Origin of the sequence: Arthrobacter sp. SDTb3-6, assembly GCF_013376095.1 — a bacterium.
GTDB lineage: Bacteria > Actinomycetota > Actinomycetes > Actinomycetales > Micrococcaceae > Specibacter.
In genome coordinates this window covers 36,162-62,475 of record NZ_JAAMFN010000014.1, presented here as the reverse complement: position 1 = coordinate 62,475, position 26,314 = coordinate 36,162, and the positions used below count along the sequence as shown (strand labels likewise).

The 26,314-nt window shown below is 68.7% G+C and carries 26 protein-coding genes; 9 read left to right on the top strand and 17 right to left on the bottom strand.

Annotated features, from left to right (window positions below):
- Positions 1–36 precede the first annotated feature (36 nt).
- Positions 37–954, bottom strand: a complete 918-nt coding sequence (locus tag G6035_RS08895; protein WP_176616729.1) for an aminodeoxychorismate lyase — start codon at positions 952–954, stop codon at positions 37–39.
- A 167-nt stretch (positions 955–1,121) separates the two neighbouring features.
- Here G6035_RS08895 and cls point away from each other — a divergent pair, with 167 nt between their 5' ends.
- Positions 1,122–2,543 carry a cardiolipin synthase gene (gene cls / locus G6035_RS08890; protein ID WP_176616762.1) on the top strand — a complete coding sequence of 474 codons (1,422 nt, stop codon included), beginning with the start codon at positions 1,122–1,124 and terminating at the stop codon, positions 2,541–2,543.
- Between the two features lie 160 nt (positions 2,544–2,703).
- Here cls and pabB read toward each other — a convergent pair whose 3' ends face one another.
- The 8 genes from pabB to G6035_RS08850 all read right to left on the bottom strand — a co-directional run bounded on the left by pabB (position 2,704) and on the right by G6035_RS08850 (position 9,005).
- A complete protein-coding gene (gene pabB, locus G6035_RS08885) occupies positions 2,704–4,806 on the bottom strand; it encodes an aminodeoxychorismate synthase component I (protein ID WP_176616728.1) in 2,103 nt (700 codons plus the stop codon).
- A complete protein-coding gene (locus G6035_RS08880) occupies positions 4,799–5,302 on the bottom strand; it encodes a low molecular weight protein-tyrosine-phosphatase (RefSeq protein ID WP_176616727.1) in 504 nt (167 codons plus the stop codon). The genes pabB and G6035_RS08880 overlap by 8 nt, the downstream gene beginning before the upstream one ends.
- 43 nt (positions 5,303–5,345) lie before the next feature.
- Positions 5,346–5,678, bottom strand: coding sequence for a hypothetical protein (locus G6035_RS08875; protein WP_176616726.1), 333 nt, complete (start codon positions 5,676–5,678; stop codon positions 5,346–5,348).
- Entirely contained in the window at positions 5,675–6,349 is a 675-nt protein-coding gene (locus tag G6035_RS08870) for a hypothetical protein (RefSeq protein ID WP_176616725.1), read from the bottom strand. Before G6035_RS08870 ends, G6035_RS08875 begins: the two co-directional genes overlap by 4 nt.
- Positions 6,350–6,394: 45 nt before the next feature.
- Entirely contained in the window at positions 6,395–7,420 is a 1,026-nt protein-coding gene (locus G6035_RS08865) for a WXG100 family type VII secretion target (protein WP_176616724.1), read from the bottom strand.
- A 94-nt stretch (positions 7,421–7,514) separates the two neighbouring features.
- Positions 7,515–8,135: a LysE family transporter gene (locus G6035_RS08860; protein WP_176616723.1), complete on the bottom strand. Its 621-nt coding sequence runs from the start codon at positions 8,133–8,135 to the stop codon at positions 7,515–7,517.
- Between the two features lie 25 nt (positions 8,136–8,160).
- On the bottom strand, positions 8,161–8,637 hold the full coding sequence (locus G6035_RS08855; RefSeq protein WP_176616761.1) for a GNAT family N-acetyltransferase: 477 nt from the start codon (positions 8,635–8,637) through the stop codon (positions 8,161–8,163).
- A 17-nt stretch (positions 8,638–8,654) separates the two neighbouring features.
- Positions 8,655–9,005: a helix-turn-helix transcriptional regulator gene (locus G6035_RS08850; RefSeq protein ID WP_176616722.1), complete on the bottom strand. Its 351-nt coding sequence runs from the start codon at positions 9,003–9,005 to the stop codon at positions 8,655–8,657.
- A gap of 117 nt (positions 9,006–9,122) precedes the next feature.
- On the opposite strand from G6035_RS08850, the gene arsB reads away from it, so the two are divergent.
- From arsB to G6035_RS08830, 4 genes are read left to right on the top strand one after another with little or no spacing between them, the layout of a single operon-like run.
- Complete coding sequence (arsB, locus tag G6035_RS08845) at positions 9,123–10,202, top strand: ACR3 family arsenite efflux transporter (RefSeq protein WP_176616721.1); 1,080 nt, start codon at positions 9,123–9,125, stop codon at positions 10,200–10,202.
- Positions 10,203–10,210: 8 nt separating this feature from the next.
- On the top strand, positions 10,211–10,618 hold the full coding sequence (locus G6035_RS08840) for an arsenate reductase ArsC (protein ID WP_176616720.1): 408 nt from the start codon (positions 10,211–10,213) through the stop codon (positions 10,616–10,618).
- Between the two features lie 27 nt (positions 10,619–10,645).
- Positions 10,646–10,975, top strand: a complete 330-nt coding sequence (locus G6035_RS08835) for a hypothetical protein (RefSeq protein WP_176616719.1) — start codon at positions 10,646–10,648, stop codon at positions 10,973–10,975.
- Positions 10,976–10,983: 8 nt separating this feature from the next.
- Positions 10,984–11,511: a DinB family protein gene (locus G6035_RS08830; RefSeq protein ID WP_176616718.1), complete on the top strand. Its 528-nt coding sequence runs from the start codon at positions 10,984–10,986 to the stop codon at positions 11,509–11,511.
- On the opposite strand, the gene G6035_RS08825 is transcribed toward G6035_RS08830, so the two are convergent.
- Both G6035_RS08825 and G6035_RS08820 read right to left on the bottom strand, forming a co-directional pair.
- On the bottom strand, positions 11,508–12,092 hold the full coding sequence (locus G6035_RS08825; protein WP_176616717.1) for a TMEM175 family protein: 585 nt from the start codon (positions 12,090–12,092) through the stop codon (positions 11,508–11,510). The two genes, G6035_RS08830 and G6035_RS08825, sit on opposite strands and share 4 nt — an antisense overlap.
- A 26-nt stretch (positions 12,093–12,118) precedes the next feature.
- Positions 12,119–12,943 (bottom strand): class I SAM-dependent methyltransferase, encoded by an 825-nt coding sequence (locus G6035_RS08820; RefSeq protein WP_176616716.1) that lies wholly within the window; start codon positions 12,941–12,943, stop codon positions 12,119–12,121.
- Positions 12,944–13,183: 240 nt separating this feature from the next.
- Here G6035_RS08820 and dnaK point away from each other — a divergent pair, with 240 nt between their 5' ends.
- The 4 genes from dnaK (at position 13,184) to G6035_RS08800 (ending at position 17,270) form a co-directional block, all read left to right on the top strand.
- Positions 13,184–15,052: a molecular chaperone DnaK gene (gene dnaK / locus G6035_RS08815; protein ID WP_176616715.1), complete on the top strand. Its 1,869-nt coding sequence runs from the start codon at positions 13,184–13,186 to the stop codon at positions 15,050–15,052.
- Positions 15,053–15,054: 2 nt separating this feature from the next.
- Complete coding sequence (locus G6035_RS08810) at positions 15,055–15,645, top strand: nucleotide exchange factor GrpE (protein WP_176616714.1); 591 nt, start codon at positions 15,055–15,057, stop codon at positions 15,643–15,645.
- Between the two features lie 134 nt (positions 15,646–15,779).
- Positions 15,780–16,760, top strand: coding sequence for a DnaJ C-terminal domain-containing protein (locus tag G6035_RS08805; RefSeq protein ID WP_176616713.1), 981 nt, complete (start codon positions 15,780–15,782; stop codon positions 16,758–16,760).
- 69 nt (positions 16,761–16,829) lie between these two features.
- Positions 16,830–17,270, top strand: a complete 441-nt coding sequence (locus G6035_RS08800) for a heat shock protein transcriptional repressor HspR (protein WP_176616712.1) — start codon at positions 16,830–16,832, stop codon at positions 17,268–17,270.
- A 62-nt stretch (positions 17,271–17,332) separates the two neighbouring features.
- Here G6035_RS08800 and G6035_RS08795 read toward each other — a convergent pair whose 3' ends face one another.
- The 6 genes from G6035_RS08795 to G6035_RS08770 all read right to left on the bottom strand — a co-directional run bounded on the left by G6035_RS08795 (position 17,333) and on the right by G6035_RS08770 (position 26,285).
- Positions 17,333–18,322 (bottom strand): type IV toxin-antitoxin system AbiEi family antitoxin domain-containing protein, encoded by a 990-nt coding sequence (locus G6035_RS08795; RefSeq protein ID WP_176616711.1) that lies wholly within the window; start codon positions 18,320–18,322, stop codon positions 17,333–17,335.
- Between the two features lie 161 nt (positions 18,323–18,483).
- A complete protein-coding gene (locus G6035_RS08790; RefSeq protein WP_176616710.1) occupies positions 18,484–21,921 on the bottom strand; it encodes a DEAD/DEAH box helicase in 3,438 nt (1,145 codons plus the stop codon).
- Positions 21,922–22,045: 124 nt separating this feature from the next.
- A complete protein-coding gene (locus G6035_RS08785) occupies positions 22,046–22,645 on the bottom strand; it encodes a hypothetical protein (protein ID WP_371130933.1) in 600 nt (199 codons plus the stop codon).
- Between the two features lie 5 nt (positions 22,646–22,650).
- Positions 22,651–23,553 carry a tRNA (guanosine(46)-N7)-methyltransferase TrmB gene (gene trmB, locus G6035_RS08780; protein WP_176616709.1) on the bottom strand — a complete coding sequence of 301 codons (903 nt, stop codon included), beginning with the start codon at positions 23,551–23,553 and terminating at the stop codon, positions 22,651–22,653.
- A 134-nt stretch (positions 23,554–23,687) separates the two neighbouring features.
- Positions 23,688–25,025 carry an MFS transporter gene (locus G6035_RS08775; protein ID WP_176616708.1) on the bottom strand — a complete coding sequence of 446 codons (1,338 nt, stop codon included), beginning with the start codon at positions 25,023–25,025 and terminating at the stop codon, positions 23,688–23,690.
- A gap of 18 nt (positions 25,026–25,043) precedes the next feature.
- Entirely contained in the window at positions 25,044–26,285 is a 1,242-nt protein-coding gene (locus G6035_RS08770; RefSeq protein ID WP_176616707.1) for a M20 family metallopeptidase, read from the bottom strand.
- Positions 26,286–26,314: the final 29 nt, after the last annotated feature.

The following is a 26,314-nucleotide window of genomic DNA, read 5'->3' as shown; positions in this document are numbered from 1 at the left end:
GTGGCGCAACATGACGTCCCGGCGGCCTTAGGGGCGTCAGTGCACCTGCGCCAGCAGCGCGCTGAGCTCGGCCGTCAGCCGGGCCCGGACCTCCGCCGTCCCGATCTCCGTGCCGTCAATGGTGTTGACGGGCGCCAGCAGCCGGATGCTGGAAACCAGCCAGACGGCGTCGGCGTCGAGCAGGTCCGCCGGCACCAGCGGGCCGTAGCCAAGCTCCCAGCCGGCGTCCCTCGCCGCCGCAAACAAGGCGCCCTGGGTGGTGCCGGGCAAAATGCCGCTGTCCAGGTTGGGTGTGACAAGCCGCTTGACGGGCGCGCCGCCGTCGTCCTGCACGTGCGCCAGGAGGACGGACGACGTCGGCCCCTCCAACACGTGTCCGTCACTGCTCGTGAAAATCACGTCGTCGGCGCCCTGGGCGTGCGCATGGCGCAGGGCGGCCATGTTGACGGCGTAGGAAAGCGTCTTGGCGCCCAACAGCAGCCACGGTGCCCGGTGGGCCACGGTGCTGTCATAGCCGCGGTCCAGCAGGATCACGTCCAGGCCCTTGGCGCGCTGCCCGGCCAGGGCGGGCGGGACGGCGGCGGCCTGCACCCAGGCCGTGGGGGTGTCGGCCCCCTCCGGGCCGCGGGTGGCGAACAGCTTGATGACGATGTTGGTGTTGCCGTGCTCGTCGGGCACCTGGAGCGAGGCGGCCGCGAAGGCGTCGACCGCCGTCGTGATGGCGCGCAGCCAGGCGTCGGCCTCGGGCACCTCCAGCGCCAGCGACTGTGCCGACGTGGCGAGGCGGTGCAGGTGCGCCTGGACCTTGCGGGGCGCGCCGTTGACGGCCAGCAGGGTTTCAAAGATGCCGTCGCCGCGGGTGGCGCCCTGGTCCGTGGCCAGGAGGGCGGGGGCCTCGGCGTCGGCGAGCCGGCCGTCGGGATGGGAGGGGTCCAGGAACACCAAAACAGTCATGGCTCGAGCTTAGTGCCCGGCACCGGTGCTTTCCTGCCCGGCCGGGGCGCCGCGAGCCGGTAGGCTAAGGTCACCTGACGCGTCATGGGCGCCCAACGAGGAGGCACTGCTTGATCTGGACAGCCTTCAGCCTTCCCGCCGGCCCTGCCTGGCTTTCGGTGCTGCTGATGGTCGTGGACCTGGGGATCCGCATCGCGGTGCTGGGCATCATCCCCGGCAACCGCCGCCCCACCACCGCCATGGCCTGGCTCCTGTGCATCTTTTTCCTGCCCTACATCGGGCTGGCGCTGTTTTTGATGTTCGGCAACTTCCGGCTCTCGCGGCGCCGGCGGGAGATGCAGGAGGCCGTCAACGTCCGCGTGGTGGAAGGGACGCGGGGGATTGCCGCGCAGGTGAAACCCTACGACGGGCCGTCGTGGATCAACCTGGCCGTGGAGCTGAACCGGAACCTGGGCTCCTTCCCGGCCCTGGGCGCCAATTCGGTGCACCTGATCGAGGGGTACCAGGAGTCCCTGGACGCCATGGCCGACGCCGTCAGCGAGGCGCACGACTTCGTCAACGCCGAGTTTTACATCATGAGCTCCGACTCCTGCACCGAACGGCTGTTCCGGGAACTGGAGGCCGCGGCGGCCCGCGGCGTCCGGGTGCGGGTGCTGTTTGACCACATCGGCTCGCTGCGCGTGCCGGGCTACCGGGACATGATCCGGCGGCTGAAGGCCAGCGAAATCCAGTGGCGGCGCATGCTTCCCCTGATGCCGGTGAAGGGCCAGTGGCGCCGCCCGGACCTGCGCAACCACCGCAAGATCCTGGTGGTGGATGGCCGCGTCGCCTTCACGGGTTCCCAAAATGTCATTGAACCGTCCTACCGCAGCAAGCGCAACGCCAAGGTGGGGCGCAAATGGGTGGAGCTCATGGCCCGGCTCGAGGGGCCCATCGTGGGTACCTTGAACGTCATGTTCGCCACCGACTGGTCCAGCGAGACCGAGGAAAGCCTGGAAACCCAGCTGGCCGTCCACCACTGGGACTCCTTCGACGGCCGGGTGTTGTGCCAGGTGGTGCCCAGCGGCCCGGGCTTTGTCACGGAAAACAACCTGCGCCTGTTCAACACGCTGCTGTATTCGGCCGAGGAACGCATCACCATCTCCAGCCCCTATTTTGTCCCGGACGATTCCCTGCTCTACGCCATCACCACGGCCGCCCAGCGCGGGGTGGTGGTGGAACTGTTCGTCTCCGAGAAGGGCGACCAGTTCCTGGTCCACCACGCCCAGCGGTCCTACTACGAGGCCCTCCTGAAGGCCGGGGTGCGGATCTTCCTCTACCCCAAGCCCCTCGTGCTCCACGCCAAGCACTTCACGGTCGACGCCGATGTGGCCGTGATCGGCTCCTCCAACATGGACATGCGCAGCTTCTCCCTGAACCTGGAAGTGTCCGTCATGATGATCGACCAGGAACTGGTGCAGGAAATGCACGCCGTCGAGGAACAATACCGGGCCGTTTCCCGCGAGCTGCAGCTCCACGAATGGGTCACCCGGCCCGTCCTGGCCCGCTACGTGGACAACGTGGCCCGCCTGACGGCCACGCTGCAGTAGCTTTGGGTCCGGACGGCGGGTTCGGGACGGTTCTCGCGGCGGGCCGGCATTCCCTTGGCTGCTATCCGACCGGCGGCCGCGGGCGGCCTTTCGGTCTCCTTTACGCAGCCTGCGGGAACGCCGGACCCGCCGTCTCCCGGGCGGTTCTCGCGGCGGGCCGTCAGCCCGGGAACTCCGATCCCAGGGTGGACAGCACGCCGTAGGCCTTGGCCTGGAGCTCCTGCCATTCGGCGTCGTCGTCGGAGTCGGCCGTGATGGCGCCGCCGACGCCCAGCGACAGGTGCGTGCCGCCGTCGTCCGTGTCCTGGAGGACCAGGGTACGGATCGTGACGGACAGGTCCATGGCGGCGTTCAGCGAAAAATAGCCGATCCCGCCGGAATAAATGCCGCGCGGGCCCGCCTCCAGGGAATCCAGGATCGCCATGGTGCTGATTTTCGGCGCCCCCGTCATCGAGCCGGCAGGAAAGGCAGCGGCCAGGGCCTCGGCGCGGGAACTGCCCGGGGCCAGCTGCGCCTCGATCGTGCTGACCAGCTGGTGCACGGTGGCGTAGCTTTCAATGGCACACAGGCGCGGCACGGTCACGGTGCCGGGCACGGCGTTGTGCGAGAGGTCGTTGCGCAGCAGGTCCACGATCATCACGTTTTCGGCCCGGTCCTTGCGCGAAAGGGACAGGTCCGCCTTGAGCGCAGCGTCCACGGCGGGGTCCGGGTCGCGGCGGCGCGTGCCCTTGATCGGTTCGGCGCGCATCAGCCCGGCCGCGTCGATGCGCAGGAACCGTTCCGGCGAGGTGCTGCAGACGGCCGTGCCACCAAACCGCAGGAAGGCGGCGAACGGGGCCGGGCTGCGGCGGCGCAGCGCCCGGTAGCAGTCCCACGCGTCCACGGGCAACGGGGTGCGCGCCTCCAGTTGCGTGGTCAGGCAGATCTCGTAGGAGTTTCCCTCGCGGATCTCGGCCAGGCTGGCGGCGATCATGGCCTTGTACCTGGCCTCGCCGTCGCGCAGCGTGAAGTCCGGGGCGGGCAGCGGGGCCGTGGGATCCTCCGGCACCTGCGGGAGTGCGGCGATGACGGCACGGACGCCGCGGGCCCACTCCGCGGCCTCTTCCCGGGACGCCGGGTGGCCGGCTTCGGCCAGGGTGAGCAGGAACAGGCACTTTTCCTGGTGGTCGACCACGACGGCGCGGCCGGCGAACAGGAGCGCGGCCGCTGGCAGGGGGGCCGGGCCGGGAGGTGGCACGGCGCCGCCGGTTTCAGCCTTCAGCCCGTAGCCCAGCCAGCCCAGCCAGCCCAGCGTGAAATCACCCGGGTAGTGTCCGGGGGCGCGCACCGCGCGGCGGCCCCACACGGTGTCCAGCCAGCGGAAGAACGGGCCGTGGATCCGGGCGCTGACCTGCCCGGCGGACACAGTGGTGGTGCCGGCGGCGTGGCTGGCGGTGCAGCCAAAACTGCCGGACGCGTCCGCCAGGATGGAAAACCGGGCGCGGCCTGCCTGGGGGCCGTGGACGGGCTGCTCCGCGATGGAACTGTCCAGCCACACGGCGTCCGCGGAGCCGCCGTACAGGGCCGCGAACAGCGCGGGCCCGGACGGGAAGGCGTCCACGCGGGCGGCGGAGAATTCGAGCCCCCGGCGTCGCGCCAGTTCCGGCGCCATCAAGGGTTCCAGGGCCGGAAACCCGCACAGGGCCTGGAGCACCTGCTCCGGCACGCCGGCCACGCCGGGTGAGCCGTCCACCACAACGTCCGCCGCGGCGGCCGTGTCCCCGGCCGCAAAAAGGAGGTCCTCCTGCGCGGCCCACCGGTCCCAAAAGGGCGCGTAGCTGTCGCCGTCGCGGGCCAGGGCCCGGCGCTTGCGCTGCGGGGCCGGGGCCTCCACCCAGACCACCACGTCCAGGAATTCCCGGGCCGCGGCGTGGGCGGCACCCACCCCTTCCACCAGCACGACGTCGGCCGCGGCGGTGGTGCGGGAGCCGGCGTCGTCCGCGGTGTCCCGGTCCCCGGACGCCCAGGTGCCCGCCGTCCAGTTCCAGGGGGTCCAATGGGCCGGACGGCCCTGGGCCAGAGGGGCCAGCACCGTGGAGACATAGCGGTCCACGCCGTCGGCGAGGCCGTCCCAGCCGGGGTAGATGTCCTCGAGGTGGAACAGGGACACGGTGCGGTGGCGGCGCAGCAGGGCCGCCAGTTCCAGCGCGATTGTGGTCTTCCCCGCACCGGAGCGGCCGTCGACGGCAATGATCACCGGCCGGGGGTGCCGGGCATCAGCCACGGGTGGTGCCGTGTGCGGTGGCGTGGGCCAGGATGCCGGGGATGGCGGCGGAGATCAGCTCCCAGCTGGCTTCAAAGTCGCTGCCGTCCCCGTACCAGGGATCGTAAATGCCCTGGGCGTCGAGGGGCGCACCGGCCACGGCAGGGTCAAAGGAGCGCAACATCCGCACCTTGGCGGCGGCTTCGGGACTGGGGGCAAGTGCCTGCAGCGCCTTGAAATGGTCGGTGTCCAGGGCCAGGATGAGATCCCGTTCGGCGAACCAGGCGGGGATGAACATGCGCGCCTCATGGGACGCGGCGGCGACGCCGTGACGGGCCAGGGTGGCCACGGCGCGCGGATCCATGGGATTCCCGGCCTCCCAGGCAGTGGTCCCCGCAGAATCGACCACCACGTCCAGGCCGGCTTCGGCGGCAGCCCCGGCCAGCATGAATTCCGCCATGGGGGAGCGGCAAATGTTGCCCGTGCAAACGGTCATGATCCGGTAGGGATTGCTCATGCGGCCAGTCTATCCAGCCGCGGCGCCCCGATGACCCGGGCGGTCAGAACGGCGGGTGCCCGTGCTGCCGGACGTACTTGCGGTACCAGGGCCAGCGGACGGCGCCAACGACGGCCAGCCAGAGGCCCAGGCCGGCTGCGATCAGGAAAATCGGGATGCCGGCGGCCAAGGCGCCGGCATCCGCGGTGGCCACGAGCGCCACGATGCCCAGGGCAATGAGCACCACGCCGTAGCTGAGGGAGCCGAGCGGGTATTGCAGGCCGGGGAGCCGGTAGGCCCCGCCGGTGCGGCGCCGGCTCATCCACGGCATGGGTTCGCGCAGGCTCGCTGCGTCGTTGGAGGAGACGGGCGGATGGCCAAAGCCGTTGGTGCTCACTGGGCAGCCTCCGCCGGCAGGGCCAGCAGCCCGGCAAGCCGGGCCAGGAGCTCCTGGGTGCCCACGCCGTCGGTCCGGTCTTGTTCCCCCGGCTTCTCCACATGGGCAACGTCCCACAGCCCGTCGCCGGAGGCCCGGACGAAGAAGTGGTCCTTGGGCAGGCCGGCAAGCTGGGAGCCAAAGTACATGGCCGCTTCGGGGTGGCGTGCCAGGTTGCTGTCCATGACCTGCTTGAGCATCCGGGCGTCGCCGGCCTGCGGATCCGTGACCACCATGAACCACGTGCCCAGGGCCGCCGGCTGCAGGAACACGGACACATCCCGGGACTGCACATAGAGTGCCGCCTCCACGCCGGTTCCGTTGACCATGGCCACCTCGGTCCACCGCACGGCGGCGTTGAGGGCCTGGTTGAGGATCCGGGCGCCGCCGCGCAGTTCCATGGTGCCGCCGTCGGCCGTGATTTCGCCGCGGGCCAGCAGGCTGGAGGCCCCCAAGGCGGCAATTTGCTCGGTCATGGCCTCGGGGCGGACCTGGAGGGCGGCCGCGTTCCTGTCCCGCAGGGCGCCGGAACCCTGGGAAATGAGGTAAACGATTTCCGCGGCCCCGTAGCCGGCCACGGCCGTTGTCTGGGCAGCGTCCGCTGCGGCCGGGGCGGTGTTCGTTTCAGGCATCGTGTTCTCTCCCTGCAATTGAAAATGAATGTTCCCGGTGCCGGATCAAAAGGGCCACAGGTCCTTGGCCACCTCGGCCACCCCGTGGCCAAGGTCGGAGGCTGCGTCCCCGACCGCGCCGGCCGCGTCCCCCACGGCGGCCACGGTGGTGTCAACGGCGTCGTGCACGAAGGGGATGTGGTCGTAGGCCAGCTGCCCCACGGCCATGGCGCCGGCCGCGGCCCCCAGGGCAAGGTCGGCGGGCGGCGGCGTGCACAGCGCCGCGATGCCCAGGCCGGTCACCACGCTGTCATAGCCGGCGCGGCCGTAGTCGCCGTTGGCGATGTCCGTGCCGACGGTCAGTACGCCCAGGACTGCACCGGCAGGACCCAGGGCCTTGCCGACCGTTTCGAGCGGGGCGGCCAGGGAACCGACCTTTCCGGCCAGGGCGCTGTCGCCCATCAGCTGGCTGGCCCGCTGCGTCAGCGCGCCCCAGTTGCTGCCGGCCGCAAAGTCGTCCAAGGTGGCGAAGGCCCCGGCCATGCGGGAAACCTTCATGGCCTGCTCGAGGGAGTCGAAACTGCCGGCCAGCCGGAGGCTGCCGGCCAGGTTCAGTGCATTGGTGCCGCCGGCCAGTGCCGTGTACCAGGTGGCCAGCGTTTCGCCTTGGCCCAGCACCCCGTTCGTCAGCAGCGCCTCCAGCAGGCCCGGTGGAGTGGTGCCGCCGGGGAAGCCCGGCAGGCCGGGGAGGCCCGGCAGGCCCGGCAGGCCCGGCAGGCCGGGGATGCCGGGGATGCCTGGCATGCCGCCGGGGCCGTCCACGGCGCTGGCTTGGTCCTGCTCCGTGGCGTTGCGCAACAGGGCCGCCGCCGTGGCGTCGAAGCACTTGTTCGCGGCCATGATCTTCTGGCGGAGGCTGGTGTTCCACTCGTTGCGGAAGCGGTCCGCGTCGGGGCCGTTCCAGCCGCCTGGCCGGTTGACGCGCTGGGTCAGCGAGGTGCTGAGCAACGTGAGCTGTTGGGCGGCGCGGGAAAAGTCCTTGGCCAGGTCGCGCAGTTGTTGCGGGTCTGCACCGAGCATCGTGTCGTTCACCGAAGGCGCCTTCCCTGCCTGTGTGTCTGTCGTGTCGGCTTCCAGCCAAGCATGTCCGGCTGCGGGAGCCAATGGGCAGCACTGCCCATCGCGGCTACACCAACGCCAGCAGCACGCCGACGCCGATGAACAGGACGCCAAAGATCCGGTTCAAGGTCAACTGCCCGCGTTCGCTGGTGGTCAGGTGTTTGAGCTGTTTGGCGCCCGCCGCGAAAATGAACCACATGACGATGATGTCAATGGCCACCACGGTTGCGGTGAGGATCACGTACTGCGGCAGCAGCGCCCGGTCCGGCCGGATGAACTGGGGCATGAACGCCAGGAAGAACACAATGGCCTTGGGGTTGAGCAGGTTGACCCACAGCCCGCGGCGGAACATCGAGAACCCGGGCTCGAAAATGGCCGGTGCGCCGCCGGCCTGCGGCTGCTCCGCCTTGGCCAGAATCTTCCGCACACCCAAATAGACCAGGTAGGCGGCGCCCGCATACCGGATCAGGTGGAACAGGAACGGCGAGTTGGATACTATCAGGCCCACCCCGGCGGCGACGATGACCACGTGGACCACGAGTGCCAGCTGCTGGCCCAGGATGCCCCAGAAGGACCGGCGGAACCCCGAGACCAGGGCGTTGGACATGGTGTTGATGGCGCCCGCGCCGGGCGTCAGGCTGATCATGGCGCCGGCACCGGCAAGGGCCAGCCACAAGGAGAATTGCACCAGCCAATCCTACGGTCTGCGGCGCCTACAGCCGCAGCTCCACCAGGATCGTGTCCCGCCACGAACCCGCGTACGGCCCGTAGCTCATAAGGCCGATGCGCTCGCGGCGGCCCACTGTGCGGAACCCTGCCTTCCCGTGCAGGGCCAGGCTGGCCGGGTTTTCGGCCAGGATGGATGACTGGATGGTCCAATATCCCAGCGCGCGGGCCCGCCCGGCGAGGCCCCGCAGCAACGCCCCGCCCACGCCCCGGCCGGCCGCGGCGGGATCGACGTAGACGGAATGCTCAATGACGCCCCGGTAGACGTCCCGCGTCGACGTGGGCGTCGCCGCGGCCCAGCCCAGCACCGCACCGCTGCCGTCCACCGCGACCAGGCTGAGTCCGGGGATCCGGGTGGCCAGGAACTCCTCCCACGGCGGCGGGGACTCGGCAAAGGTGGCGCTGCCGCCGGCGATCCCCGCAGCGTAGATGCGTTCGACGGCGTCCCAGTCGCCCGCCGCCATGTCCCGAAGTGCGGTGCTCACAGGCCCGTGATGCTTTCGGACGCTGCCTCGAGGGCTCCGGGCACCAGGGAGTAGTAGGCCCACGTGCCGCGCTTCTCGCGGTGCAGCAGCCCGGCGTCCAGCAGGACCTTCAGGTGGTGGGACACGGTGGGCTGGCCCAGCTCCAGCGGCTCGGTGAGGTCGCAGACGCAGGCCCCGCCGCCGTCGGCCGCCTTGACAATCGAGAGCAGCCGCAGCCGGCCGGGATCGGACAATGCCTTCAGGACCCGGGCGCGACGCTGCGCTTCCGCTGCGTCGAGGGCGGGCCGGCCGCTCGGCACACAACAGTGGGAGTCCGTGGCGGGGGCCGACAGGGGCGCAGTGTTCATGCGTCCATTATGCCGCTACATTGACAGTTGTCGATATGGCGGCCGATACTGTGTATCGACAACCATCAATGAGTGCAGTGCAGTGCAGTGCAGTGCAGTGCCGGCACCAGGAGACCCGTGACCATACCAACCGCCACCCGCCCGCCCGACGGCGGCTCCGCCGTCGCAGGCAGGCTCTCCACCCTGGACAGGCTGCTGCCGGCCTGGATCGTGGCGGCCATGGCCGCGGGGCTGCTGCTGGGCAGGTTCATTCCGGGCCTGGGAGCCGTCCTGGATGCGGCCAAGCTCGGGTCGGTGTCCCTGCCGATCGCCGTGGGCCTGCTGGTCATGATGTATCCGGTGCTGGCGAAGGTCCGCTACAACGAGACCGGGCGGGTGGCGGCGGACCGCCGGCTGATGGCCACCTCCTTGGTGCTGAATTGGGTGCTGGCGCCGGCGTTCATGTTCGCCCTGGCCTGGATCTTCCTCCCCGACCTGCCCGAGTACCGCACGGGCCTGGTCATTGTGGGCCTGGCCCGGTGCATCGCCATGGTCATGGTCTGGAACGACCTCGCCTGCGGGGACCGGGAGGCCGCCACCGTGCTGGTGCTCATCAACTCCGTCTTCCAGGTCGCCGCCTTCGGCGCCCTGGGCTGGTTCTACCTGCAGGTGCTGCCCGCCTGGTTGGGGCTTCCGACGACGGCCGCCGACTTTTCCTTCCTGGCCATCACGGCCTCGGTGCTGGTCTTCCTCGGAATTCCGCTGTTGGCAGGTTTCCTGACCCGCACCATTGGCGAAAAGGTCCGGGGCCGCGACTGGTACGAGGGGACGTTCCTGCCGAAACTGGGCCCATGGGCGCTGTACGGGCTGCTGTTCACGATTGTGCTGCTCTTTGCCCTCCAGGGCGGCGCCATCACCTCCCGGCCGCTGGACGTCGCCCGGATCGCGCTGCCGCTGCTGGTCTACTTCGCGGTGGTTTTTGGCGCCGGCATGGTTGCCGGCCGGGCCCTGAAGCTGGGCTACGCCAAGACCACCACCCTCGCGTTTACGGCAGCCGGGAACAACTTCGAGCTCGCCATCGCCGTCGCGATAGGCACCTTCGGCGTCACCTCCGGGCAGGCCCTGGCCGGCGTCGTCGGCCCCCTGATCGAGGTGCCGGCCCTGGTCGCACTGGTCTACGCCGCCCTGTGGTCCCGCAAGCGCTTCTTCACCCACTAAGGAGAACCATGGACACCGCCAAGAAACCCTCCGTCCTGTTCGTCTGCGTGCACAACGCCGGGCGTTCCCAGATGGCCGCCGCGTACCTCACCGCCCTCTCCGGCGGCGCCATTGAGGTCCGCTCGGCCGGTTCGGAACCCGCTGGTTCGGTCAACCCGGCCGCCGTGGCTGCCATGGCCGAGGACGGCATCGACCTGTCCGCCGGGACCCCCAAGGTGCTGACCGCCGATGCCGTGAAGGCGTCCGACGTCGTCATCACCATGGGCTGCGGCGACACCTGCCCCGTGTTCCCCGGCAAACGCTACGAGGACTGGGACCTGCCGGACCCAGCCGGGCAGGGCGTGGACGCCGTCCGGCCCATCCGCGACGACATCAAGTCCCGCATCCAGGCCCTGGTTGCCGAATTGCTGCCTTAAGCGGCGTTTAAGCGGGACAATGAAAACATGGAATTTGAAGTGCGCGCCATCCCCGGTTGCCCGCACGGCGCCTCCGCCCGCGTGCTGTTTGCCGACGCCCTGACGCTGGAAGGCCTGGGCCCGGCAGCGCCGGCCGTACGCGAGATTGACACCGACGAGGACGCCGCCGCCCTCCGCTTCCACGGCTCGCCGACGTTCACCATTGACGGGAAGGACCTTTTCCCGGTGGACACCGAGCCGGCCGTGACGTGCCGCGTTTACGCAACCCCGGACGGCCTGGCGGGGCAGCCCGGGCTGGAAACGCTGCGCGGCGCCATCCGCGCCGCGGTGGCTGGATCCGCCGGCAGCGCAGGCTAAGGCATCCCATGGACGTGCGGGGGGAGCGGACCACTGCGGATTACCGGCGCGCCTGCCGCGAACTGGACGCCTACCTGGCCGGGGCAACCCCCGCCCAATTGAAGGCGCGCAGTGCCGGGACCCGCTGGAGCAATGAGGAACTGCTGTTTCACATGGTCTTCGGGTACCTGGTGGTGCGGACGCTGGTGCCGCTCGTCAAGGCCGTCAGCCGCCTCCCGCGGCCCTGGGGCAGGGCGTTCGCCCGCGCCCTGGACGCCTCCACGGGGCCCTTTGACACGGTCAATTTTTGGGGCTCGCGCGCCGCCGCACTCGTGTTCAACCGCCGGCGGATGGCACGGAAGATGCACGCCACCACACGCCACCTGGCGGCCGCGCTGGAACGTGAGTCGCCGGCGTCATTGGCCAGGACCATGGACTTCCCCGGCCGCTGGGACCCCTTCTTCCGGCCGTCCATGACCCTGGCGGACGTGTACGCCTACCCGACACTGCACTTCGACTTCCACGCGAAGCAGCTGTCCCTGGGCGCGGACGGCTAGTCCCCGCCGCTTTGCAGCATGCGCTCCATCCCCCGGTCCGGCACCAGCCAAATGGCCGCCACCACGGCGTAGGCGGCCAGCCCGAAGGCGGGCGAAACGAAGGACAGGGCGCACCCCGTAATGTAGATGGCGGGGGAGATGCGCGCCTTGACGTTCCGCCCCAGGGCACCGGCCAGGCGCCCGCCCGGGCCCTGCTGGCGGATGAAGCCCGCCTGCAGGATGGCGTAGGCGACGGCCGCCAGCAGCAGGTTGACGCCGTAAATGAAGACCGGCACCACGGCAAACCCGGACTCATCCATCCAGCGCGTCATGAACGGCACCAGGGACAGCCAAAACAGCAGGTGCAGGTTCGCCCACAGGATGCCGCCGCTCACCCCGTCCGCCAGCTTGATCATGTGGTGGTGGTTGTTCCAGTAGATGCCGATGTAAATGAAGCTCAGCAGGTAGCTCAGCAGCGACGGCAGGATGCTGGCCAGCCCCGCCCAGTCGGCCGTCCCCGGGGTCTTGAACTCCAGCACCATGATGGTGATGATGATCGCCAGGACGCCGTCGCTGAGCGCCTCGAGCCGGTTCTTCTCCATGCGGGCCCCGATGTTTGGTCGGGCTGTCAGGCGCGGGCGATGATCTCGCCGTTGGGCATGAGGAACCAGCCGTCCGGGGCGGCACCCCAGCGGCGCCAGCCGGCGGCGAGCTGTGCCAGCCCGGCGGCGTCGGCCATCCCGTACGCGAAGGCCTGGTCGGCAAACGCGGACTTTTCCACCCGGTCCGCCCACACCCCGGACAGCCAGGCGCGCTGGTCGTCGGTGGCGTAGAGCCAGTTGGCCGACGACGGGGCAATGTCGGCCAGCCCCGCGGCCCGGGCCCAGTGGACCAGGCGCCGCCCGGCGTCGGGCTCGGCATTGTTGTGCCGCGCCACCCGCTGGTATACGTCCATCCACTCGTCCAGTTCCGGCAGCTGCGGGTACCAGGACATGCCGTGGAAATCGGCGTCGCGCACCGCCACGATCCCCCCTGGCTTAGCCACCCGGCGCATCTCACGCAGCGCCTCCACCGGGTCGGTCAGGTGTTGGAGGACCTGGTGGGCGTGCACCACGTCGAAGGTGTCATCGGGGAAGTCGAGGCTGTAGACGTCCCCCGTGTCAAAGGTCAGGTTCGCCAGGCGCCGCTCGGCGGCCAGGGCCGTGGCCGCCGCCACCACCTCGGGGGAGCGGTCCAGGCCCAGCACCTCCCCGGGGGCCACCAGCAGGGCAAAGTCGGCCGTGATGGTGCCCGGCCCGGACCCCACGTCCAGGACGCGGAGGCCATGGGTCAGGTGCGGAATCAGGTAGGCGGCCGAATTTGCCGCCGTCCGGGAGGCATGCGAGCGCAGCACGCTTTCGTGGTGGCCGTGCGTGTAGACGTCGCCGGAACCGCCGGCGTTTTGAGCGTTCATGGTCGGGAGCCTACGCCCGCTGGGCCCCACAGGCCAGAGCTGCCCGGAGCGCGGACCCGGCCGGCGTCGTGCCGGTACGCCCTGAGTGAAAGTTGAGTCAACTACACTCAACTTCGTTTGACATGGAAGCGAGGCTGAGTAAAGTTGAGTCCAGAACGCTCAATACCCGCTGGTTGGGCGACCCGGACACCGCCACGGTGGCCGACTTGTTCAGGCAGCGGTCCATGAAAGGAACCACTTATGTCACGTGCCGTAGGTATTGACCTCGGAACCACCAACTCTGTCGTCTCCGTGCTCGAAGGCGGCGAGCCCACCGTCATCGCGAACGCCGAGGGCGGCCGCACCACCCCGTCCGTTGTTGCCTTCGCCAAGAACGGCGACGTCCTGGTCGGCGAGATCGCCAAGCGCCAGGCCGTCAACAACATCGACCGCACCATCGCCTCCGTCAAGCGCCACATGGGCACCGACTGGACCAAGTCGATCGACGACAAGAAGTACACGCCGCAGGAAATCTCGGCCCGCATCCTGATGAAGCTCAAGAACGACGCCGAAGCGTACCTGGGCGAGAAGGTCACCGACGCCGTTGTGACCGTCCCGGCCTACTTCAACGACGCCGAGCGCCAGGCCACGAAGGAAGCCGGCGAAATTGCCGGCCTGAACGTGCTGCGCATTGTCAACGAGCCCACCGCCGCCGCCCTCGCCTACGGCCTGGACAAGGGCAAGGAAGACGAGCTCATCCTGGTCTTCGACCTCGGCGGCGGAACGTTTGACGTCTCCCTGCTCGAAGTTGGCAAGGACGAGGACGAGTTCTCCACCATCCAGGTCCGCGCCACCTACGGTGACAACCGCCTCGGCGGCGACGACTGGGACCAGCGCGTTGTTGACTGGCTGCTGAACCAGCTCAAGGTCAAGGGGATCGACCTCTCCAAGGACAAGATCGCCCTCCAGCGCCTGAAGGAAGCTGCCGAGCAGGCCAAGAAGGAACTCTCCTCCTCGACCAGCACCAACATCTCCCTGCAGTACCTCTCCGTCACCCCCGACGGCCCGGTGCACCTGGACGAGCAGCTGACCCGCGCCAAGTTCCAGGACCTGACCAAGGACCTGCTCGAGCGCACCAAGAAGCCGTTCCACGACGTCATCAAGGAAGCCAACATCAAGGTTTCCGACATCGACCACATCGTGCTGGTTGGCGGTTCCACCCGCATGCCCGCCGTGGTTGACCTGGTCAAGGAACTGGCCGGCGGCAAGGAACCGAACAAAGGTGTCAACCCGGACGAGGTCGTGGCCGTTGGTGCCGCACTCCAGGCCGGCGTGCTGAAGGGCGAGCGCAAGGACGTCCTGCTCATCGACGTCACCCCGCTGTCCCTGGGCATTGAAACCAAGGGCGGTGTCATGACCAACCTGATCGAGCGCAACACGGCCATCCCGACCAAGCGTTCGGAGACCTTCACCACGGCCGACGACAACCAGCCGTCCGTGGCCATCCAGGTCTTCCAGGGCGAGCGTCAGTTCACCCGCGACAACAAGCCGCTGGGCACGTTCGAGCTGACCGGCATCGCCCCGGCCCCGCGCGGCGTCCCGCAGGTTGAGGTCACCTTCGACATCGACGCCAACGGCATCGTGCACGTTTCCGCCAAGGACAAGGGCACCGGCACCGAGCAGTCGATGACCATCACCGGCGGCACGGCGCTGTCCAAGGAAGACATCGAGCGCATGGTCCACGAGGCCGAGGAGCACGCTGCCGAGGACAAGGCCCGCCGCGAGGCAGCCGACCTCCGCAACTCCGCCGAGCAGCTGCACTACTCGGTGGACAAGATCCTGGCCGACAACGACGACAAGCTGCCCGAAGAGGTCAAGACCGAGGTCAAGGCCGACGTCGAGGCGCTCAAGACGGCCCTGGCCGGCGAGGACGACGACGCCGTCAAGACCGCGTTTGAGAAGCTGCAGGCTTCCCAGTCCAAGCTCGGCGAGGCCATCTATGCCAACGCTTCCAAGGAGGGTGCCGCGTCCGACGCCGGTGCATCCGAGGGTGCCGCATCGGACGGTTCCGCCGACGAGGACATCGTTGACGCCGAAATCGTTGACGAAGAAGCAGACGAGAAGAAGTAGCCATGTCTGAATCCGTAAACCCCGAAGAGGGCAAGCCGGAGAACGATCCGTCGGTTGAGCGTGCCACTCCGGAGGTCGGGCCTGTCGAGACCCACGGCGACGCGCTCTCCCAGGCCGAGGATATCCTCAACGACGTTGAGGTCCCGGCCGAGGGCTCCGTGGCGCAGGGCACCGACAAGGCGGAGGCCGCGGAGTTGAAGAATGACCTCCTTCGCCTCCAGGCCGAGTACGTCAACTACCGCAAGCGCGTCGAGCGCGACCGGGCGGTGGCCGGCCAGATGGCGGTCATCGGCGTGCTGAACTCGCTGCTTCCGGTGCTTGACGACATCGACGCGGGCCGGGCCCACGGCGACATCGTGGACGGGCCGTTTGCCGCGATCGCGGGCAAGCTGGAAGCCGCGCTCCAGACGTACGGGCTGGAACGGATCGACGCCACCGGCGTCCCGTTTGACCCGACCGTCCATGAGGCGCTCATCCAGCAGCCGGGCAGCGATGTTGAAGTTGACACCGTCAGCCAGGTGCTGCGCAACGGCTACAGGTCCGGCGAACGCGTGCTGCGCGCCGCCCAGGTGGTTGTTTCCGTACCTGAATAACCGCATCCGGCGGCGGCCGGGCACCCGTTGGTCGCGCTTGTCGCGACCAGGGCGGCCCGGCCGCCGCCGATCCGGTGGTTGAGCTTGCCGAAACCACCACATGAAACACAACTAAGCGTAAAGAAGGAGGCGTCTTGGCAAGTCAAGACTGGGTCGAAAAGGACTTCTACAAGATTCTTGGTGTCGCCAAGGATGCGTCGGACGCTGACATCAAGAAGGCCTACCGCAAGCTGGCACGCAAGTACCACCCGGACACCAATCCCGGTGATGCCAAGGCGGAAAAGACTTTCAAGGACGTCTCCGAAGCGTATTCCGTGCTCTCCGACAAGGAAGACCGCGAACAATATGACGCCATCCGGGCCATGGGCGGCGGCGCCCGGTTCAGTGCCGGCGGAGCCGGCGGCCAGGGCGGCCCCGCCGGATTTGAGGACGTGTTCGGCGACCTGTTCGGCGGCGCCCGTGGCGGCGCGCGCCGCGGATCGCCTGGATTCGGCGGCGCTTCCGGCCTTCCGCCCGAGTTCGCCGACCTCTTCGGCAACGGCGGGTTTGGCGGCTTCCAGCCCACACCCACCAAGGGTGCGGACCGGACGGCGTCGACCAGCATTTCCTTTGGGGGCTCCATCCACGGCACCAAGATCGGCCTGCGCGAGCCCAACGGCGACGTCATCGACGTGCGCATCCCGGCCGGCATCAAGGACGGCCAGAAGGTCCGGGTCAAGGGCAAGGGCCAGTCAGGCGCGGCCGGACCGGGCGACCTCATGGTCACCGTCCACGTCAAGCCGCACGAATTTTTCCACCGCGACGGCAACAACATCCGCGTCCACGTGCCCGTGACCTTCCCGGAAGCCGCGCTGGGGGCGAACATCAGCGTCCCGACCCTGAGTGGCGAGTCCGTGCGCGTGCGTGTCCCGGCCGGAACCCCGTCCGGACGCACCCTGCGCGTGAAGGGTGCCGGCGTCAAGACGTCCAAGGCCACCGGCGACCTGCTGGTCACCATCGATGTCTCCGTCCCGCAAAAGCTGAGCAAGGAAGCCCAGGAGGCCGTGCAGGCCTTCGCCGACGCCACCGCCGACGGCGATCCCCGCGCAACCTTGAAGGACAAGGCCAAACTCTGACCCCGGCCATCCAGACAGACTGGATCCGGGATTCCGACAAAGCCGGCCGCCGCATGAAAGGAGATCACCATGAATCTTGACCCCTACGCTCCCATCTTTGTGATCTCCGTGGCGGCCGAACTCGCGGACATGCACCCACAGACCCTGCGCCAGTATGACCGCCTGGGCATCGTGAAGCCCAGCAGGGCCCCGGGCCGGTCGCGGCGGTACTCCCCGCACGACGTCGACATGCTCCGCGAGGTGCAGCGGCTGTCCCAGGAAGGCGTGTCCCTGGAGGGAATCCGGCGGATCATGCAGTTGGAACAGCAGGTGGAGGCACTGCGGGCCCAGGTCCAGGAGCTGGGCACGCAGCTTGCAGCCGCTGCCGCGGAAGTGGACTCGCGCCCGGCACGTCCCACGGGCCGCGTCTTTGCCGCGGGCCTCTCCGGCGGGGACATTGTGGCCCTGGCGCGCGGCCAGCGTCCCCGCGCCCGTAGCCAGGCCGTCGTCGTCTGGCGCCCCCAGCGCTGACGGCGTGCCAGGCTGCCGGTGACGTGTGAAATTTGCTACGCCGCCGCCGGCTTGGCACGTCGTCACTGCCTGGGGTTCGGCGGGAGTGCCGCCGTGCGCCTGCGCGCAGCCTGCATGGCCGCCACGATCCGCCGCTGCAACAGTGCCGGATTGCCCAGGTCCTTCCACTCAATTCGAATGAAGCTCCAGCCGTCCTCCATGAGCTCGCGTTCCCGCCGGCGTTCCTCGTAGATCGCCTCGTCGGTGCGCTTGTACGCGAAGTACTTGGACTTTCCATCGAATTCCAGGGCCAGCTTGATGTCCCGCCAGGCACCGTCCACCCGGTAGTTGTTGCCCGCAGCGTGCAGGGGTACCTGGTATTCCGGCTGCGGGATGTCCATGTCGCCGACCATGAGCCGCAGCCGGGTCTCGCCGGCGGATTCTGAACTTTTGTTGAGGGAATCGATGACGCGGCGGGCGGCGCACACCCCGCGCCTGCCCGGGATGGCCTCGAGGAGTTCGCCCAGCGCCGGCAGGCTGGCACCCCAGTGCAGGCCGGCGTCGCCGATGATGACGGCCGTGACAAACGGCTCCGTTCGCGCACAGTCAAGGATGGTTTGCTCCAGGGTGGTGGTCCTGACCGGGCCAAGCCAGCGGTGGCTGATCCGCGTTTGCGCTGAGGCAGGCAGGCTGCGGCGGTGCACCTTGACCCCCGGCACGGCACTTTTTGCGGACACCGACGACGGCGTGGTGACGTGTACGGCCGGCCCCGCATTCCAGATGTACAGTCCAAGAAGCCGCGCAGCGCTCACATGGCTGTAGAGGGCACGGCCGCGGGTGGCCCGGAAGTGTGCCGTGATTCGAAGCATGTCCTTTTCCGACGGATGTTTGCCTTGCCACACGGCCATCCTGACGTACGCGCCGTGCCGGACCCTTACCAGGAGCCCGTGCCGCACGGCCGAGGTCAGCAGCCGTGGGCCGAGGCCTGCCCGTCCCAGATCTGCCGTGGTGCCGATTTCAGTTCCGGCGGGCCAGTCCCGGGCAATCTTTGCGGCCAATTCCGATGTTTCCATGCCCCAAGCCTTGCCGCGCGCGGGGCCGACTTCAACGGCCGCCGCCCGGATTGTGGATAAGGCCCGGGGGCCGTAAATCCGGCGGCGTGCCAAGCTGTCCGGGGCGTGTGAAATTTACCACGCCCCCGGCAGCCTGGCACGCCGTCGGCGGGGAACCGCTGCTATTCGCTGAACAGCCCCGCCAGGTCCGTGGCCGTGAGGGCCCCGCCGGAGAGGGCATCCCCGCTCATGACGTCGGAGAACAGCTGGGACTTCTTGGCCTTGAGCGCCATGACCTTTTCCTCGATGGTGTCCTTGGCCACGAGCCGGTACACCATCACGTTCTTCTTTTGCCCAATGCGGTGCGTGCGGTCCACGGCCTGCGCCTCGGAGGCCGGGTTCCACCAGGGGTCCAGGATGAACACGTAGTCCGCCTCGGTCAGGTTCAGGCCGAAGCCGCCGGCCTTGAGGCTGATCAGGAACAGCGGCGCCGTGCCGTTCTTGAACTCCTCGACGACGGCGGCCCGGTTCCGGGTGGAGCCGTCAAGGTAGGTGAAGTCGATGCCCTCCGCCACCAGCCTGTCGCGCACTTTTCCCAGGAAGCCCGTGAACTGGCTGAAGATCAGCGCCCGGTGGCCTTCCTTCACCACGTCCTCCAGCTGCTCAAACAGCACGTCGAGCTTGGAGGAACGTACGCCCGCCTGGCCCTCGTCCACGAGGGAGACGTCAAGGCTGAGCTGGCGCAGCAGGGTCAGCGACTGGAAGATGGTGAAACGGTTCTTGTTGACATCCTCCAAGAGGCCCAGGATCTTCGCCCGCTCCCTTTGCAGGTGCGTCTGGTAGACCTTCTGGTGCCGGGCGTTGAGCTCCACCTCCAGGATCTGCTCCTGCTTGGCCGGCAGGTCCTTGATGACCTGTTCCTTGGTGCGCCGGAGCATCAGCGGCTTCACGCGCGTGCGCAGCCTGGCCAGCAGCTTGGCGTTCCCGTTGCGCTCAATGGGGCGCTGATAGAACTCGGCGAAGCGTTTGGGGCTCGGGAACAGGCCGGGGGCCACGATGGACAGCAGCGTCCACAGCTCCATCAGGTTGTTTTCCAGCGGCGTGCCGGTCACGGCCAGCTTGAACGGCGCCTTGAGCTTGCGGGCGCACTGGTAGGCCTTCGACTGGTGGTTCTTGACGAACTGGGCCTCGTCCAGGATCAGCCCGGCAAAGTCCTGCCTGCCGTATTCGGCAAAGTCGATCCGGAACAGCGCGTAGGAGGTGATGACAATGGCAGCACCCGCGAAGAACGCGGCGGAGTCGAGCCCGCTCTTGGCAAACGTCTCCGAGACCGTCGCCACCTTCAGCCCCGGCGCAAACTTCTCGCTTTCACTGGCCCAGTTGCCCACCACGGACGTCGGCGCCACCACCAGGAACGGCAGCCCGTTCGAGCCGGAGGCCCTGACCTGTGTGACCAGCGCCAGGGTTTGCACGGTCTTGCCCAGGCCCATGTCGTCGGCTAGCACTCCGCCCAGCCCATGCGTGTACAGGAAGTTCAGCCAGTTGAAGCCCTCGCCCTGGTACGGCCGCAGGGTGGCGTTCAGCGCGGGAGGAGTGGGCAGCGGTTCCGCCGGGCCGCCGTCGAGCAGCCCGGACACCGACTTCCGCCACGCCTCCGCCTGCTCGTCCACAATCCCCAGCTGGGCCAGCTCATCCCACAGCCCTGCCTGGAAGCGGCTGATCCGCAGTTCGCCGTCCTTGAGGTCGTTCAGCCCGCGGGCTTCGTCGATGAGGGCGCGCAGCTCGTGCAATTCCGGGCGGTCCAACGAGAAGTAGGCGCCGCTGGGCAGCAGCATCCGGCTTTGCCCCGCGGCCAGGGCGGAGAATACGGCGGCGAAGGAGACGAATTGTCCCTCCACCGTGATCACGATGCCCAGGTCGAACCAGTCGCGCTCATCCGTGGCATGCGTGGAGATCTTCACGATCGGCGCCTCGGTGACCTCGCGGTAGCTGGCAATGTCGCCGCTGGTTTCCACCGTGACTCCGGGCAGTTCGCGCAGCCGCGGCAGCACGGTCTCGGTGAACGCCATGGTGTCCAGGCCCGTTAGCGTGGCCGAGCCGGCTAGCTTCGGCTCGCCCCAGGCACTGTTCGCGGCCACCCCCATGGCGGCGACCTCCAGCCACGGCTGGCCCACACTCTTGACGATGCGTTCCTCGGCGCCGGCGTCACGCACGGCCGATTCCCCCGGTTCGGGCCACAGCGGGCGCGAATTCACCCGGTTGCCCACCCGGTAGTGCCATTCCCAGTGCAGCCGCAGTGTGTGGTCGTCGCCATAGGCGGCCAGCAGCGACAGCTCCGGCTCCACATATTCGGGCAGCTCCACCGACTGGTCCGCGGAGACCACCGCGGCCGACTGCTTCAACTGGGGGTAAAACTGCGTGAGGAACTTTTCCTCGCCGTCCTCCGGCACATGCACGGCCTGCCTGCGCAGGGCGAACTCGAGCATCTGCGCGGGCGTCCCCGCCGCCAGCGGCGCCAGCGTGATGGTGCCACGTACGACGGCGTTTCTCCCCGAGGTGCCGCTGGCCACGTTGGGCAGGGTGTCCGTCTGCTCGCTGAAAAACAGGCCGTGGACAGGGTTTCCGATGGTGCCCACAACGTCCTCGTTGACGGGGGTGCCGCCCACCTCGATCAGCGGGCCCACGTCCAGCCCGCCTGATTCGGCGCGGGAAACGTCCAGCTGGACGGTAGCCTCGTCGGAGGAAATCCGCACGGGGTCCCCGGTGCCGGACTGGACCAGGGCCACGCCGTGCTTGGGGGCCTCGGCCAGCAGCTGCCACAGGTTGCGGCCGGCAAAGTCATTGACGGCCAGCCAGGAGGAGGCGTTGCTGTGGCTGTACTGCCGCGGGCTGTGGGCGGCGAGAAACTCGCTGAGCCACTCCAGCTGGGAGGGATCGTGCTGGCGGCCGTAGCTCAGGTAGCCCAGCGTGTTCCAGCTGACGCCCGTCTTGACCCATTTGCCCCGGCTGCCCATCACCACGGGCCGGACATTGAGGATGGGCGCCGCGGCCACCTTGCCGCCGTGGCCGCGGTAGGAGAAGCGCGGGGGCGGCAGCTGCAGCTCAAACTGCAGCCCCAGTGCGGGGGTGTCGGATGACGGTGCGTGCACGGCCGGCGGCAGCAGCTCCGCCAGCGAGGCTTCCCAGTCGGCTGTTTGCGCACCTGCCGCGCCGGGGGCCTTCCCGGCAGCCCCGGCCTTGCCGCCCTTGGCGTTGGCGAGCAGCGTTTCCAGGTAGGTCGGTTCGTGGACGGTTTCCTCGGGGACAAAAAAGTCCTGGAAATTGGGGTCGGACTCGGCGGCCGCAATCAGCGCCACCACGTGCTTGCAGTTCTGCCGGACGGGGCAGTTGCAGATGCCCACCCGGCAGGCCACCACGCCGTCGTGCTCCCGGACCAGCTTGGCCGTTGAACGGTAGGGCGCCGTGCCCATGACCTTCCCGGACAGCAGGCCCGTCGCCGGTTCCAGCGTGATGTCCTGGACCCGGCCGTCCGCGGCGTAGGCGCGGCCGGCCGCAATGGAATTTTCGGTAAACTCGGCGATCCGCGTCAACAGGCGCGAGCCGGCGGTGGGATACGACACGTATGGAGTCTTCCTGGCGGATTTGCGCGGCCCCAATCGGGGAACCACATCTAACCAATCTTACGTGGCAATGCCCCTCGGTTTCATCCCGCGCCCGGCCCGGGCTCCTGCAGTGCCGGCCCGGTCAGGCGTTGGCGCGGTAGGCCCGGAGCAGGATTGCGGCAACTTCCGCCGTGACGTCGGCCGTCGTGCGCAGGCGGACCCTGAGGCGGAAGGCGTCGTCGGGACGGGTTTTGACGGCCTCCAGCAGGCCCCCGGCCGGTTCGTCCAGGCGCAGGAAAATGTCCACAGCCGACTTGCTGGTGGGCGTGACCTGGGCAAATTTCCGCCGCGGCGTGTTGAGCGAAACGTACGTCTTGCGCAGCTGGACGGTGGCTTGGCCGGTGCCGTCCCCGGCCCAGCCCAGGGCCAGGGCAATGACGGCGTCGGCAATGGGCCGCAGCTGCGGCCGGTCCGCGTACTGGCCCTCAAGCAGTTCGGCGGCGTCCTTGAGAAAGAAGTCCGGATAGCCGAACAGTTCCCACATGACGGGGTTTTGCGCGTAGCCGGTGACCCCGTTTTCCGCCAGCCACGCCCGGGCGGCGGCTTCCGAGGCAGGCCCTGCACCGCGGACGGCGGCCAGCCACCACGGCACATCGTGTCCGGTCCGGCGCAGCAGCAGCCCCGCCATCCAGTCCAGCATTTCCTGCCAGCTGCGGATACCGGGCTGCGGGGCCTGTGCCACGGCGCCTACTTCCGCCGGAAGGTGAGGTCGAAGATGACGCGCCCGGCCTTGTGCGCCTTGTTTTCAAAGCTGGTCAGGATGCGCCCGTCAAAGCGCGGCGCCCACCCGCCCTCGGCGTCCGGCTCGTCGCTTTGTTCACAGTCGACGCCGGTGAGCCGCGCCCGGGTGAGGGGGCTGGCGGGGCCGGTGCGTTCGCCGTCGTGCACGTTCACAAAGTCCGGGGAGCCGGCGCCCACGGCACGCATCTGCCCGGCATAGGCGGACCAGTCGGTGGCCAGGCGCCAGAGCCCGCCGGGGGCCAGCACGCGGGCCACGAGCGGGGCGAAGGAATCCTTCACCATGCGGCGCTTGTTGTGCTTCGTCTTGTGCCACGGGTCCGGGAAAAACACCCACACCTCGCTGACGGAGCCGGCCGGGAGCATGGTGCCCAGGACCTCGGGTGCGTTGGCCTGCACGACGCGGACGTTGCCCAGGTCCGCGGCAACAATCTTTTGGATGGTCTGGGCCAGCCCCGGCGTGTAGACCTCCACAGCCAGGAAGTCCTTGTCCGGGTTTTCCGCCGCGGCGTGCACCACGGCCTCGCCCAGTCCGGAGCCGATCTCCACCACCAGCGGTGCCGTCCGGCCAAATTCCGCCGCTGCGTCAAAGACGTAGTCGGGGTGCACGGAGGTGTCGGCAATGTGGCGGGGGATGTCCACCGCGAGCCGTGCGGAGTGGTCGTCCCAGGCCTTTTGGCGGCGCCCCTGCAAGCGGGTTCCACGGCGCACAAAGGACACCGGCTGGGTGCGGTAGGTGCCTTCCGCCGCCTGGCTGCCCGGCGTGATGGGGCGGGCGCTGCCGTCCTGGCTGCGTGGCGCCTTCGGCGGGTTTTGCGGGCAGCGGTGTGCGGAGGCTGGGGTTTCACTCATCGCAGTCAAGCCTACCGGGGCAGCCGGACTTTGATCCCGCGCGAGGTTTGATCCCGCGCAAAAGGGGCCGCCGGCAATGCGCCACTTCACGAGTGGTGCATTGCCGGCGGCCCGGGCAGCTCGGCTTCAGTGCCTCATGCGGCCGCTGCCACCGCGGGGTCCTCGGACAGGTCCTTGCCGCGGGTCTCCGGGATGGTGAAGATGAACACGGAGCTGATCAGCAGCAGGACCACGGCGTAGACGCTGAACATGACGCCCAGGTGCATGGTCCCCAGCCACGACTGCAGGTACGGTGCCGTGCCGCCAAAGACCGCCACGCAGATGGAGTAGGGGACGCCCACGCCAACGGTGCGGATGCTGGTGGGGAACAGTTCGGCGTAGACCGCCGGCACAATCGCGGCGCTGCCGGCGATGAAGATGAGCATGACGGACATGCTCACGGCCAGCTCCCACGGCTGGTCCTTGAGCAGCCAGGTCATCGGGAAGTGCATGACGGCGGCGCCAAGGGCGCTGATCCACAGCACCTTCTTGCGTCCGATCCGGTCCGACAGCATGCCCCAGAACGGCAGGGCGGCGATGAAGACGAGGTTTCCGATGACACTTGCCCACAACGCGGCACCGCGGTCCATGCCCAGGTCCGTGGCCGCGTGGCTGGGGGCCACGACTCCCCAGATGTAGTAGACAACGGTCAAGCCGACGGTCAGGCCGATGACCTGCAGGGCCTGCTTGCGGTAACGGACAATTTGGGGCCAGATCGGGGCACGCTTGGCCTTGGTGTCCTCATCGGTGAAGACCTCGGACTCATGGAGGCGTGAGCGCATGTACAGGGCGTACAGGCCCAGGGCCGCACCCACGGCAAACGGCACGCGCCAGCCCCACGCCTGCATGTCCACCTTGGGCAGGACCAGCGTCATGGTGGCGCCGAGCAGCGTGCCGAACAGGATTCCGGCGGTGCCGGAGGTGTAGATCAGGGTGGCCCACAGGCCGCGCTTCTCCTTCGGCGCCATCTCGGACAGGTACGTTTGCGACGACGGCAGCTCGCCGCCGTGCGCCAGCCCCTGCAGGAGGCGGGCCACCAGCAGGGTGGCCGAGGCCAGTGCGCCCACCTGGGCGTAGCCGGGGGCGACGGCGATCAACAGGCTGCCGGCCGACGCCAGGCCGACGGCCAGGGTCATGGAGGACTTGCGCCCGATCCGGTCGCCGATCCAGCCGAACACAAAGCCGCCGAAGGGCCGGGCGATGAAGCCCACGGCGAAGATGGCGAGGGTCGCCAGCACGGCCGACGTCTTGTCCGCCTTGCTGAACAGGGCCCCGGCCAGGAAGGGGGTGAAGGTGGCGTAGACGGCCCAGTCGTACCATTCGACGGCGTTGCCGATGCCGGTGCCGACGAGCGTCTTGGCCAGTCCGCGGCGCTTCGTTGGCGTGCCGGACACGGTGCCCGTCCCGGTGGTGGGGTGGATTGTTGATTTCATGGGGATGCCTTCGAAAAGTTAGAGTGCGGCGAGTGCCGGGGAAGCGGTGGAGAGGGAAGCCAGGCGGCTGGTGGCCAGCTCGGCGTAGAGGGCGGCACCGTCGGTGAGGACGGCGTCGTCGAACGTGGCGTGGGGGGAGTGGTTGAAGGCCGTGGCGGTGTGGTCCGCGCCCGGTGCAACGGCGCTGAGGCCGATGAACGTGCCGGGCACGGCGGCCATGACGTGGGAGAAGTCCTCGGAACCGCTGATGGGGGTGGCCAGGCGGGTCAGGCGTTCGGAGTCGAACATGCCGGAGATGATGCGCTCCGCGTGCCCGGTTTCGGTGGTGTCAGTGATGCTGACGGGGTATTCCGTCTGGTAGTCAACATCCACGTCCAGTCCGTGGGCGGCGGCAATGTTTTTCACCAGCCGCGGCACGGCCAGGCGCATCCGCTCGCGGGATGCTTCCGAGAAGGTGCGGATGGTGGCTTCAAAGTGGGCGGATTCCGGGATGACATTGCGCTTGGTGCCGGCCTGCAGCAGGCCCACACTGAGCACCACGGGGTCGAACATGTCGAACTGGCGGGTGACCATGACCTGCAGGGCGGTGACGATTTCGGTGACGGCGGGCACCGGGTCCTTGGCCATGTGCGGGGCGGAACCGTGGCCGCCGGCGCCCAGCACCGTGACCACCAGGCCGTCGGAGGCGCTCATCATGACGCCGGGCTTGGTGACGAACTGCCCGTGTGGGGCGAGTCCGGAGAAGACGTGCATGCCGAACGCGGCATCGGCCCGGCGGCCGGCGGCGTCCAGGACGCCCTCACGGATCATGACTGACGCGCCGTCGAGGCCTTCCTCGCCGGGCTGGAACATCAGGACCACATCGCCGGCCAGCTGTTCGCGACGGTCCGCCAGCAGGGTGGCGGCACCGGTGAGCATGGCGGTGTGGAGGTCGTGGCCGCAGGCGTGCATGGCGCCGTCAATGCGGGAGGTGTAGCTGACGCCGCTGCGTTCCTGGACGGGCAGGGCGTCCATGTCCGCCCGGAGCAGCACCACCGGCTTGCCGCCGTCCACCGATGCGTGGCCGGGGGCGCCGCCGCGCAGCACGGCGGTGACGGAGGTGGTGTCCGTGCCCAGGGAAATTTCGTACCCCAGCCCGTCCAGGGCCGTCAGGACACGCTCCTGCGTGCGGGGCAGGTCCAGGCCGATTTCGGGATGCCGGTGCATCTCGTGGCGGAAGCGCACAAGATCCTCGGTGAGGTCTGCGGCGGATAATGACATGGGAACTCCTGAAGGGATGGGCTGTGGTT